The organism is Gordonia shandongensis DSM 45094, assembly GCF_000423025.1.
GTDB lineage: Bacteria > Actinomycetota > Actinomycetes > Mycobacteriales > Mycobacteriaceae > Gordonia > Gordonia shandongensis.
In genome coordinates this window covers 120,191-131,558 of the sequence record NZ_AUHE01000012.1, presented here as the reverse complement: position 1 = coordinate 131,558, position 11,368 = coordinate 120,191, and the positions used below count along the sequence as shown (strand labels likewise).

Genomic DNA, 11,368 nt, shown 5'->3' with positions numbered 1-11,368 from the left:
AAACTACCGTCCTCGTTGGCCAGAACGATCACCTGGGACCAGGGCGCGGAGATGTCGCAGCACGCGGCGTTCACCACTGCCACGGGTATCCCGATCTACTTCTGCGATCCCCACTCGCCCTGGCAGCGCGGGAGCAACGAGAACACCAACGGCCTGTTGCGTCAGTACCTGCCCAAGGGCACTGACCTGAGCGCCGTCACCCGCGAGGAGTTGGACGCGATCCAGGACAGCCTCAACAGCCGACCGCGCAAGACTCTGGGCTATCTGACACCATCAGAGAAGCTCGCAGAGCTTCTTGCGCCCACCGCTTGAATCCGCCGAGACGTTCCAGGCCATGCGATTCTCGCGTGAACTGTCGTCGATGGCGACCTTCTGCGCCCTGCAGCCCGCACTGGCGATGGAACGGACCCCCGAGGCCGTGCGGACCGAGCCGATGGAAGCGCTGGTCGTCACCGTCAGCGGCATGCGCGGCAACTCGATCATCCGTCAGGCCGGACACGAGTACACCTACGGTCCCGGCGAACTGGTCTTCGTCAACAACTGCGTCCCCTACACCCTCCTGTCGAGCGCGGTCGCCGACCCGTCCGGCCTGCTGATCCCGATGTCGCGACTCGGCAGGCATCGACAGACGGTCGAGCGGATGCAGCGGCCCATCGCGGCGAACACCCCCCTGTCGCGAGCCGCCGCCGCCTTCGTGCGCCGATTCGCGGCCGAGACGTCGGTCTTGTCGACGTCGACCACGCCGCCGTCGTCCGCCGAGCAGGCCGCCGTCGACCTGGTGCTCGCGGCCCTCGCCGAACTCGACGGGAGCCCGGTGGCGATGGAGGACAACACCCTGTTCATCCGCGAGCTGGCAGCCGACCTCATCGAACGGCACCACCGCAACGCGAGCTTCTCGCCGGACAGCATCGCCGAACACATGCACCTCTCCCGACGCCAGCTCTACCGCTACTTCGAGAGCAGTGAGAAGTCCCTGGCCGGCCGCATCGCCGACCGGCGCCTCGACACGGCGGTCGAAACACTGGTCGGGCACCCCGCGATGTCGGTGAGCGCCGTCGCCGCGGCCTCCGGCTTCCCGACGGTCGCCACCTTCCGCAATCGCTTCAAAGCGCGTTTCGGCATCGGACCCGTCGAATACCGGCAGCGCCTGGGGCGCTAACCGGCGGGCCGGGACAGGCGCCACAGCGGATTGACCGGTCCGTGGCCCGCACCCAGCGGGTACGCCGCGGCCAGACTCCGGGTCACCCAGTCCTTCGCGAAGGCCACCGCGGCGGGCACATCGCGGCCGTGCGCGAGCGCCGCGACGGTCGCGGCGGCGAGCGTGTCGCCTGCGCCGTGATCGTCCCGGGTGTCGATTCGCACCGCGGGCAGCTCGATGAAGTCGGTGCCGTCGTACAGCAGGTCCGGGCTCTGATCGCTGCCGCGCAGATGACCGCCCTTGACCAGCGCCCACCGCGGCCCGAGATCGTGCAGAGCGGCGGCGGCCGCCCGCGCGGAGGCGTCGTCGACGACCTCGACGCCGGTCAGGAGCCGGACCTCGTCGAGGTTCGGGGTGACGAGGGTCGCCAGCGGGAACAGCACCTCCCGCAGCGCACCGAGCGCCTCGGCGGCCAACAGCGGGTCGCCGTGCATCGACGCGCACACCGGATCGACGACCAGCGGCACACCCCGTCCCGTGCCGATGCCGAGGCGCGTCGCGGCCGCCGCGATCGACTCGATGATCGGCGCCGACGCCAGCATCCCGGTCTTGACCGCCGACACGCCGATGTCGGGGACCACCGACTCCATCTGCGCGGCCACGACCTCCGGCGGGACCTCGTGGAAGCCGCTGACCCCGGTCGTGTTCTGCACGGTGACGGCGGTGACCGCGACGCACGCGTGCACCCCGAGCAGCGCGAACGTCCGCATGTCGGCCTGGATGCCGGCCCCGCCGCCCGAATCCGATCCCGCGACGGTCAGCACCCGCGCCGGTGTGCATCCGGGCGCGGGCGGCGGGAGCCCAGCGGTCACCGCAACGCCTCGTCGATGTCCTCGCGAGTGACCAGGCCGTGCTCCTCGGCGTATGCGCGGACGTCGGCCGAGATCCGCATCGAGCAGAACTTGGGGCCGCACATGGAGCAGAAGTGCGCGGTCTTCGCCGGTTCGGCGGGCAGCGTCTCATCGTGGTAGTCGCGCGCGGTGTCCGGATCCAGGGACAGGGCGAACTGGTCGCGCCAACGGAACTCGAAGCGCGCCCTGCTGAGGGCGTCGTCGCGCTGCTGGGCCCGCGGATGCCCCTTCGCGAGATCCGCGGCGTGTGCGGCGATCTTGTAGGTGATGACGCCGACCTTCACGTCGTCGCGGTTCGGCAGGCCGAGGTGCTCCTTCGGGGTGACGTAGCAGAGCATGGCGGTGCCCTCCTGCGCGATCATCGCGGCGCCGATCGCCGAGGTGATGTGGTCGTAGGCAGGCGCGATGTCGGTCGCCAGGGGGCCGAGCGTGTAGAACGGGGCGTCCCGGCACCACTGCTCCTGGAGTCGGACGTTCTCGGCGATCTTGTGCATCGGCACGTGGCCGGGGCCCTCGACCATCACCTGGACTCCGCGGTCGGTGGCGATGCGGGTCAGTTCGCCGAGCGTGCGGAGCTCGGCGAACTGCGCCTCGTCGTTGGCGTCGGCGATGCAGCCCGGACGCAGACCGTCGCCCAGGGAGAAGGTGATGTCGTAGCGGGCGAAGATCTCGCAGAGCTCGTCGAACCGGGTGTAGAGGAACGACTCGGTCCGATGGGCCAGACACCAGGCGGCCATGATCGACCCGCCTCGGGAGACGATTCCCGTCACCCGGTCGGCGGCGAGCGGGACGTAGCGCAGCAGGACGCCCGCGTGGACGGTCATGTAGTCGACGCCCTGCTCCGCCTGCTCGATGACGGTGTCGCGGTAGATCTCCCAGGTCAGCGCGGTCGGATCGCCGTTGACCTTCTCCAACGCCTGGTAGATCGGCACGGTCCCGATCGGGACCGGCGAGTTCCGCAGGATCCACTCGCGGGTGGTGTGGATGTCGGTGCCGGTGGACAGGTCCATGACGGTGTCGGCGCCCCATCTGGTCGCCCACACCATCTTCTCGACCTCCTCGGCGATCGACGAGGTGACCGCCGAGTTCCCGATGTTCGCGTTCACCTTCACGGCGAAGGCCCTGCCGATGATCATCGGCTCCGACTCGGGGTGCTTGTGGTTGGCCGGGATCACGGCCCGGCCGGCGGCGACCTCGGTGCGGACCAACTCGACGTCGACCCCTTCGCGGGCGGCGACGAACCGCATCTCGGGGGTGATCAGACCGGCGCGCGCCCACGCGAGCTGGGTGGCGACTCCGTCGATCGGTGAGGGGCGCTGCCATCGATCGCGCGTGGACGGGAGCCCGGCGCCGAGGTCGATGTCGGCGCGCGGGTCCGTGTACGGACCGGAGGTGTCGTAGAGGTCGAGGTGCTCGCCGTCGGTGAGATGGACGCGACGCATCGGGACGCGCATCCCGTCGACGTCGAGGTACTCCTTGGTGCTGCCCTCGATGGGGCCCCGCGTGATGTGATCGGCTGGGATGCCGCTGAATTCGGGCGCACGAGTGCCCATGATGATTCCTCCCTACGCCGGCATTATCCGGACAGGTTCAGGCGGTCGACGACCGCCTGTCGCCATCTCAGCCCCCGGTTTCGTGGGAGCCCCCGCGTATGAAGTTGGTGCGTCCGCCACGATACATCGTCGGCGAAAGGGCCTCGTCCCGGTCGGGACGGCCTCGCCGAACCGCTGCGGGTACTTCTGAAACGGTGATATATAGTTTTCATTCCGATCTCGGTCTGCACGGTTGATCGGGTCTGACTGCCACGATGGTGCGACGGGAGCGGGGTGATGTCGTGACACCGGGTTTCTCGACCGGGGCGGCTCGGCCGGCGGCGATCGCGCTGGCGGTCTGTGCGGCGGTGTCGTCTGCCGCATGCGGCGTCGCCGGGAGCGGGGGCCCCGGCGACGCCGCTCCGATCAGTCGGGCGTCGCTGGTGACCGACGGTGATCTCGCGCGGGCCCGTGTGCCGTATCGGGTCGGGATGGTCACGCTGCCGGGGGAGTCGGTCGAGTCCGTTCGCGCGGAGGTCGTGTCGGTGCGGCCCGAGTCGTGCCGCGCCGCCGTCGAGGGGCCGCCGTCGACCGTCGCCGCGCGACTGTCCCTCGTTCCCGATGCCGCGCCCGGTGCGGTGCCCGATGTGGTGCCCGGTGCGGTGTCCGATGCCCGGGCCGCGGTCCGCGGGCTGCCCGAGGCCACGATGACGGTGTCGCCGACCGGCGGCGATGCGGGCGCCTCGACGCGGGTGCCGCGCGGCTGCGAGACGGTGGAGTTCCCGGCGCTGGGGCTCACCGTGGCGCTCGACCGCACGGTCGATCTCGACATCCCCGGGTGTGATGAGGCGACGACGTCGGTGATGGGTGCGGACGGCGGCGGTGGGGGCGAGGTGTTGCAGTCGATGCTCGTCTGCGTGGTCGGCGGCAGTCGGATCGGTGTGACCCTGGATGCGCCGCGGGTGCCGGCGGGTCTGCGTGCCGTGGTGAGCGTGCAGGCCGAGAAGTTGCGCCGGGCGTCGAGTGGTGGCCGATGACGAGACCCGACGGGGCGCATGATGCTGATGATGCTCATGTGACTTGCGTTACTCGCCCGCGGATCGTAACCTTGTGATGATGATCACACCGGAGGGTGGGCTGCGATCGCTAGGAGGGCAGATGATTCGCAAGGTTCGGCATCCACACGCGGGTCCGCAGCGCTCGGCTCGGTCGCTGCTCCATCAGATCTCCCAGGTGGTCCACAACGCGGAGCGCGAACGATTCGAACTCTGGGTGGCCGGCGATCTGGTCGGCGTCCTGGGCTACCGCATCGACGACACCGACTCCGGACAGATCGTCACCATCCTGCACACCGTCCTCTACGACGAGTTCAGCGGGCACGGTCTCGCCACGCGCCTCACCGGCGGCGCCATGGCGTACATGCGTGAGAACGGGCTGCGGGTCCGACCGTTGTGCACGTTCACCCGACACTTCCTCAACGCCCATCCCGGCATGGTGGCGATGGCCCCCGCGTGATGCGCGGACCACCGTCAGCTGAGGTCGAAGACCACCGGGGCGTGATCGCTGGCGCCGTCGGCGGCGCGGGCGTCACGATCGATGAACGCATCGTGGATGCGATCGTCCAACGCGGGCGAGCAGAGCGCGAAATCGATCCGCATCCCCTCGTTGCGGGCGAACCGTCCCGACTGATAATCCCAGAACGTGTAGACGTCGGGCCCCGGTGTGAAGGGACCCGCACTGTCGATGAAGCCGCCGTCGAGGAAACGGGTGAACGCGGCGCGCTCGGGCGCCGTGAGATGGGTCCGACCGTCGAAATGGTCGACATCCCACACGTCCTCGTCGGTGGGCGCGACGTTCCAGTCGCCGGCGAGCGCCACCTGCGCCGCGGGATCATGCGACAACTGCAGTGACGTGATGTCCGCCAACGCCGAGAGCCAGTCGAGCTTGTACCCGTAGTGGGGGTGATCCGGCTCCCGCCCGTTGGGGACGTACAGACTCCACACGCGGACGCCGGCGCAGGTCGCCGAGATCGCGCGGGCCTCATGCTCGCCCTCGTACGATGGCTGACCGTCGAAGCCGATGTGGACGTCGTGGACGCCGACGCGCGAGGCGATGGCCACCCCGTTGTATCCCCCGGTGCCGTGGAAGGCGACGTCGTAACCGTGCGCCAGGAAGCTCATCGCGGGAAAGGCGTCATCGGGGCACTTGGTCTCCTGCATCGCCAACACATCGATGGCGTGCCGGTTCATCCACGCCACGACCTGCTCGGATCGGGCGCGGATCGAGTTCACGTTCCACGTCGCGAGGCGCATGGCTCAATTCTGCCGGAGACGCGCCGGCGGCGCTCCGGCGGCCCGCCACCGATCGGCGACGGCATCGACCGCGGCGCGTGACGTGCGCAGCACGACGGCCAGGTCGACGTCGCGCTCACGATTGACCTCGCGCCAGAAGCCGATCGAATCGGCGAACCAGACGAGATCGTCGCCGGCGTCGACCAACAGGTCCTCGGCGTCGTCGACGACGATGAGATACGCGGACGCGCGCGAGCCGGTCGCGGTCGCGGCGCCGACCGGCAGATCGCCCATCGCATCGTCGAACGCATCCTTGTTGCGACCGAAGTGCGCCGGGAAGCCCCACGCGTCTGCGAAAGCCGTGAAGAGCCCGTCGATGGTCCGCATCCGCGCGCCGGGCAGCCTGCGGGCCACCGCACCGGTGCCGAACGTGCTCACGTCGCCGTCGGTGATCGCGACGCCGCCGTCGCTCGCCAACAGTGCGCCGACCGATGCGATCTCGGACGCGCTCACGAGGACGGCCCCCTGATCTTGGTGAACGTCTGATAGTGATCGAGCGTGTACCAGGCCGAGCCGTCGGCGGCCGTCACGATGCGTTCGGCATCGCGACCGCGGCCGCGCTTCTTCGGGTTCACGTCCCACTCCTTGTACCGCATGCGGGAACCGTCCGCACCGCGTTGCGGCAGGCGGCGCTCGTTGTTGCGGAACGTGACTCCGCCCTTGGTTCCCGGTGCGTTCGCGGCCTCCGGCCACCGTCCCGCATCGATCAGCGCGAGGGTGTCCGCGACCCGCTCCGGCACATCCGTCGCCGGGGTCCGGGTCGGCCGGGACTGTGAGCCCGACGGCGGGGTCGGCGGCGGGCCGAGCGAGTCGCCGGCGGTGACCGACGGGCCGGACGAGACCGGCGCCGCCGAGTCGTCGGGGCCGCCGCGGTCATCGATCCACCAGGTCAGGGCGAGAACGGCGACGAGCGCGAGGATGCCGAGGACCGACGCGGTGACGCGCCGGCGGGTGAGTTGCTGATCGGGCTGGGGAGTGGACATCGACATACACCGTAAGGCAGTCGCCCGCCGTGTGGCCGCGGGGCGTGTGTGCGGGGCGCGGCTACGGGGTCAGGAGGCTGCCGGTGTGATGAAGTTCGAAACCGGCGGCGCGCCAGGCGAGACGGGCCTCATCGGTGCCGCCCGCGGTGTCGGCGGTGATCGGGACGGTCACGGCAGCGACCCCCTCGGCGATGACGGTCGCCCGCAGATCCGTCTCATCCGTGACTGGTGCGTGGGAGTCGGGGGCCGGCCCCACGAGGACCTCGAAGGTGTCGACGGTGCCGCCGATTCCGAGCGACGACGGACGCAGCAGACGGTCGGCGACCCAGACCCGTCCGGGGACGCCGAGGTCCCGGAGCCGGGCCAGTGCGGCGGGCAGGCCCGCCGCGGTCGACCCGAACTCGATCGGCGAGCAGACCGCGGACCGCAACGCCGCACCGGCGCCGTTGACCATCCACCCGTCCACGACATCCCGGTCGGCGGCGGGTGCGGCGGCCATCAGGGCCCTCTCCACCTCGCGGATCTCGGAATTGCGGACCACCCGCCGCGACAGCAGCCGGACCGTGACGACGGCCTCGCGGGCGATCCGGTGCAGTCCGTCGCGCTCCACGACGAGGCCCGAGTCGGAGACCTCGCGCAGCACGCCGGTGATGTCCGACATGGTGGGCGACCCGGCGAGGGGAGGATTCGGCGCCGACCGCCAGTCGGCGGGCGCGCCCTCGCCGAGCCGATAGCGGACCACCACCCGGTCGCCGACCGCGGGTCGGGGGGAGGATGCCGGAGGACGGGGCGCGCTCACCGCTATCCCTCAGTCGTCGTGGCCGAAGGGATCGGGGCCCGCGCCCGGAAGCCAGGTGAGGCCGGGGACGCCCCAGCCGTTGCGCTTGATGGCCTTCTTGGCAGCGCGTGCGTTCCGGCCGACCAGGACGTCGACGTAGAGGTGTCCGTCGAGATGCCCGGTCTCGTGTTGCAGCATGCGCGCGAAGAAGCCGGTGCCCTCGATCTCGACGCGTTCGCCGTGGCGGTCGGTCCCGGTGACCTTCGCCCAGTCGGCGCGCCCGGTGGGGAAACCCTCGCCCGGTACCGACAGGCAGCCCTCGTCGTTCGAGTCCGGGTCGGGCATCGTCTCGGGGATCTCGGAGGTCTCGAGGACCGGGTTGATGACCTCACCGCGCCGACGGACCCCGCCGTCGGGACAGTCGTAGACGAACATGCGAAGGCTCTCGCCGATCTGGGTGGCGGCGAGACCGACGCCGTTGGCGGCGTCCATCGTCTCGTACATGTCATCGAGCAGGGCGATGATCTGCGCCGACGGCTTCGACTCTGCGTCGAGCTCCACCGGGCTCGTCGGGTGGTGGAGGACCGGGTCGCCGACGATGCGGATCGGGAGGACTGTCATGTCACGACAGTTTAACGGTCCCGAGTCGATGGTCGACCGCCCCGTGCGGATCGAGTGTCGACGCGGTGCGTCGGCACCGATGTCGCCTCGGATCGTGGTTAGATGTTGTCCGGAACCACACCGATGTCATTCAGCTCGCCGGGAGACTGCTGCGGGCCCGCGACGATGCGGTGGCCGGGGTGGACACGATTGTTCGGCTGTGTGAGGGAGCGAGATGAACGGCGCAACAGCGCAGGACCCGACCGGCGACGATCCCGCGTCGCTCGCCGGTGCCGCTGATCAGACGAACCTCGATCCGCACGAGGTCGGGGCCGACGGCCTCACCCGGCGAGAGCGCGACATCCTGAACTTCGAGCGACAGTGGTGGAAGTACGCGGGCTCCAAGGAAGACGCGATCAAGGAGCTCTTCAGCCTGTCCGCCACCCGCTACTACCAGATCCTCGGAGCCCTGGTGGACCGTCCCGAAGCGCTCGCCGCCGACCCGATGCTGGTCAAGCGGCTCCGGCGACTGCGGGCCTCGCGGCAGAAGGCCCGCGCCGCCCGCCGCCTCGGCTTCGAGAACCCCTGAAGACCAGCTGACCGAGAATCAGCTGACTGGACGCCGTCACCGCAGACACCGCCTCGGTGACCGGAGGGCGCCGACGACGCGCCGGGTCGGACGTGCGGTGGGTTAGAGTTGCGGTGATGAAAGCTGATCGAGAAACCAACCGTCTGCCGTTGCGCGCGGGAGCCATGGTGCTGTTCGCGATCGCGGTGGTCTGCCTCCTTCTCGGCACGCTGCAGCTGACGAAGAGCGACGAGGGCGACCCGTTGGAGAAGGCCGCGCAGAGCGCCAAGGCGGCAGCGAGTTCGTCCGCCTCGCAGGAGGCCGGTGAGGAGAGCTCCTCGGCGGCCCCGTCGTCGACGCCCTCCGACGTCGCCGACATGCCGCAGGTGTGCGTCCTCAACATCGGCAACATCTCGGGTCTCGCGGCCGAGGTCGCCGACGAGCTGAAGGCCAAGGGATATCAGGTCGGCGACGTCGGCAACCTGCAGACGCAGTCGGTGGACGAGAACACCATCTTCTTCACCGGCGACCAGCGGGCTGCGGCGGAGAAACTGCAGAAGGACATCCCCGGCGGGGCGTCGTTGGCCGAGCGGCCCGACGCCTTCACGCGGTGCCCGGGCGATCTGGCGCTCACCGTGATGAGCCGGTAGCGCGGTTCGCAGAAGCGACCCGTCATAATCGATACGCGGGCTCGACCGCCTCGCGAGAAGACATAAGGAGCACACATGACCGTCCGTAGCACGAATCGCACCTCGACCGTTCGGGTCGTTGCGGCCCTGGCCGTCGCGGGCGGTGCCACCCTCGCACTGGCGGCGTGCACCCCGCACGAGGAGTCCTCCGACGCGCCGTACACCACCCCGTCGGTCGTCACGGGCGACCAGGTGGCCCCCGGAGACGTGGTGAACGCCGACGGGATCCCGGGCGGCGTCGAGACCGCGTCGGCCACGCTGGTCTCCAAGGACGGCACCCGCGTCGGCTTCGTGACCTTCAGCCAGGAGGACCCCTCCACGGTCAAGGTGTCGGTGCGCGCCGACAACGCGACCCCCGGTAAGCACGGTCTGCACATCCACACCGGCACCGTCTGCGAACCCGCCTCCTCGTTCGAGAGCGCGGGCGGCCACTACCAGGCGCCCGGACACACCGGGAAGCCCGAGTCCGGCGACCTCATCGACCTCGATGTGCTGAAGAACGGTACCGCCACCGCGAGCTACACCACCGAGGCGTTCAAGCTCACCGACGTCGCCGGCCGCGCACTCATCCTGCACGAGTCCGACGAGGCCGACGCCCCGCGCTACGCCTGCGGCATCATCACCGCCGCGAAGTAGCATGCGTCGACTCCGCGGGCGGAGGTGACCGCCCCCGAGCCGATCGCCTTTCGGCGATCGGCGAACCCGACTGTCGGCGTGGAGTGGGAGCTCGCCTTCGTCGACCGCTCGACCCGCGATCTGGCGAACGCCGCCGACGACCTCTTCGACCTCGTGGCGCAGCGGGCCCCCGAGCACGCCGCGCAGATCCACCGCGAACTGCTCCGCAACACCGTCGAGCTGGTCACCGGCGTGTGCACCACCGTCGGTGAGGCGATGGACGACCTCGGGCGGTCGCTCGACGTGGTCCGCGGACTGGCCGACGAGATCGGCGTCGACCTGTTCGGTGCGGGAACCCATCCGTTCGCCGGCTGGTCGGCGCAGCAGTTGACGCCCGGCCCGCGGTACGCGGAGCTGATCGAACGCACCCAGTGGTGGGGACGGCAGATGCTGATCTGGGGTGTCCACGTGCACGTCGGGATCAGCGAACGCGACCGGGTGCTGCCGATCCTGTCGGCCTTCCTGCGCTACTACCCGCACCTGCTGGCGCTGTCGGCGTCGTCGCCCATGTGGTCCGGACAGTCCACCGGATACGCGAGCAACCGGGCGATGATGTTCCAGCAGTTGCCGACCGCGGGCCTGCCCTTCCAGTTCGATCACTGGAACGAGTTCGAGCGGTTCGTCGCCGATCAGCGGACCACCGGCATCATCGATCACCTCAACGAGATCCGCTGGGACATCCGCCCCGTCCCGCAACTGGGCACCATCGAGGTCCGGGTGTGCGACGGTGTGTCGAACCGCCGCGAGCTGGCGGGCCTGGCGGCGCTGACCCACGCCCTGATCGTCGATCTCGACCGCAGGCTGACCGCGGGGGAGGACCTGCCGCACATGGCGCCGTGGCTGGTGCAGGAGAACAAATGGCGGGCGGCCCGCTACGGACTGGACGCCATCGTGATCCAGGACGGGGACTGCTCCGAGCGGCTCGTCACCGAAGACCTGGCCGAGCTGCTGGTGCGGCTGGCGCCGGTCGCCGAGTCGCTGGGGTGCGCCGACGAACTGGCCTCGGTGGCCGACATCATCGCCCACGGGGCCAGTTATCAGCGTCAGCAGCGGGTGTTCGCCGAGACCGGCGACCTCACCGCGGTGGTCGATTCCGTGGTGGCCGAACTCGCCTGATCGGCGCCCCCGTGTCTGCGCTGCCGG

At 70.0% G+C, this 11,368-nt stretch carries 15 protein-coding genes and 1 riboswitch; of the genes, 8 read left to right on the top strand and 7 right to left on the bottom strand.

Annotated elements, in window-relative coordinates:
- Together G528_RS0111735 and G528_RS17355 are read left to right on the top strand one after the other, a co-directional pair.
- Positions 1-312 (top strand): IS30 family transposase (locus tag G528_RS0111735; RefSeq protein ID WP_026918058.1); only part of this gene is annotated, 312 nt, incomplete at its 5' end.
- 22 nt (positions 313-334) lie between these two features.
- Positions 335-1,159 carry a helix-turn-helix domain-containing protein gene (locus tag G528_RS17355; protein ID WP_051198735.1) on the top strand — a complete coding sequence of 275 codons (825 nt, stop codon included), beginning with the start codon at positions 335-337 and terminating at the stop codon, positions 1,157-1,159.
- Here G528_RS17355 and thiD read toward each other — a convergent pair.
- Both thiD and thiC read right to left on the bottom strand, forming a co-directional pair.
- Entirely contained in the window at positions 1,156-2,010 is an 855-nt protein-coding gene (gene thiD, locus G528_RS0111725; protein ID WP_026919135.1) for a bifunctional hydroxymethylpyrimidine kinase/phosphomethylpyrimidine kinase, read from the bottom strand. The genes G528_RS17355 and thiD overlap by 4 nt on opposite strands.
- Positions 2,007-3,602 (bottom strand): phosphomethylpyrimidine synthase ThiC, encoded by a 1,596-nt coding sequence (thiC, locus tag G528_RS17350; protein WP_051198733.1) that lies wholly within the window; start codon positions 3,600-3,602, stop codon positions 2,007-2,009. The genes thiD and thiC overlap by 4 nt, the downstream gene beginning before the upstream one ends.
- Positions 3,594-3,708: riboswitch (TPP riboswitch) on the bottom strand. (Overlaps the previous gene by 9 nt.)
- Before the next feature lie 175 nt (positions 3,709-3,883).
- On the opposite strand from thiC, the gene G528_RS0111715 reads away from it, so the two are divergent.
- Both G528_RS0111715 and G528_RS0111710 read left to right on the top strand, forming a co-directional pair.
- Positions 3,884-4,618 carry a hypothetical protein gene (locus G528_RS0111715; RefSeq protein WP_156890430.1) on the top strand — a complete coding sequence of 245 codons (735 nt, stop codon included), beginning with the start codon at positions 3,884-3,886 and terminating at the stop codon, positions 4,616-4,618.
- Positions 4,619-4,739: 121 nt separating this feature from the next.
- The gene (locus G528_RS0111710) at positions 4,740-5,096 is read left to right on the top strand and encodes a GNAT family N-acetyltransferase (RefSeq protein ID WP_026919133.1); all 357 of its coding nucleotides are present in this window, start codon (positions 4,740-4,742) and stop codon (positions 5,094-5,096) included.
- Between the two features lie 14 nt (positions 5,097-5,110).
- Here the strand turns inward: G528_RS0111710 and G528_RS0111705 are convergent, their stop codons facing one another.
- The 5 genes from G528_RS0111705 to G528_RS0111685 form a co-directional block, all read right to left on the bottom strand.
- A complete protein-coding gene (locus G528_RS0111705; protein ID WP_026919132.1) occupies positions 5,111-5,893 on the bottom strand; it encodes an exodeoxyribonuclease III in 783 nt (260 codons plus the stop codon).
- Positions 5,894-5,896: 3 nt separating this feature from the next.
- On the bottom strand, positions 5,897-6,385 hold the full coding sequence (locus G528_RS0111700; protein WP_026919131.1) for a barstar family protein: 489 nt from the start codon (positions 6,383-6,385) through the stop codon (positions 5,897-5,899).
- On the bottom strand, positions 6,382-6,915 hold the full coding sequence (locus G528_RS0111695) for a guanyl-specific ribonuclease (protein WP_035719867.1): 534 nt from the start codon (positions 6,913-6,915) through the stop codon (positions 6,382-6,384). Before G528_RS0111695 ends, G528_RS0111700 begins: the two co-directional genes overlap by 4 nt.
- Before the next feature lie 61 nt (positions 6,916-6,976).
- Positions 6,977-7,714 (bottom strand): GNAT family N-acetyltransferase, cg3035/Rv0428c family, encoded by a 738-nt coding sequence (locus G528_RS17345; protein ID WP_035719803.1) that lies wholly within the window; start codon positions 7,712-7,714, stop codon positions 6,977-6,979.
- Between the two features lie 9 nt (positions 7,715-7,723).
- Entirely contained in the window at positions 7,724-8,314 is a 591-nt protein-coding gene (locus G528_RS0111685) for a peptide deformylase (protein WP_026919129.1), read from the bottom strand.
- A 214-nt stretch (positions 8,315-8,528) separates the two neighbouring features.
- On the opposite strand from G528_RS0111685, the gene napA reads away from it, so the two are divergent.
- The 4 genes from napA (at position 8,529) to G528_RS0111665 (ending at position 11,341) form a co-directional block, all read left to right on the top strand.
- Complete coding sequence (napA, locus tag G528_RS0111680) at positions 8,529-8,882, top strand: nucleoid-associated protein NapA (protein WP_026919128.1); 354 nt, start codon at positions 8,529-8,531, stop codon at positions 8,880-8,882.
- A gap of 116 nt (positions 8,883-8,998) precedes the next feature.
- Positions 8,999-9,511, top strand: coding sequence for a LytR C-terminal domain-containing protein (locus G528_RS0111675; RefSeq protein WP_026919127.1), 513 nt, complete (start codon positions 8,999-9,001; stop codon positions 9,509-9,511).
- Positions 9,512-9,586: 75 nt separating this feature from the next.
- The gene (locus G528_RS0111670) at positions 9,587-10,186 is read left to right on the top strand and encodes a superoxide dismutase family protein (protein WP_026919126.1); all 600 of its coding nucleotides are present in this window, start codon (positions 9,587-9,589) and stop codon (positions 10,184-10,186) included.
- Between the two features lie 24 nt (positions 10,187-10,210).
- The gene (locus G528_RS0111665) at positions 10,211-11,341 is read left to right on the top strand and encodes a glutamate--cysteine ligase (RefSeq protein WP_026919125.1); all 1,131 of its coding nucleotides are present in this window, start codon (positions 10,211-10,213) and stop codon (positions 11,339-11,341) included.
- The last annotated feature ends 27 nt before the right edge of the window (positions 11,342-11,368 follow it).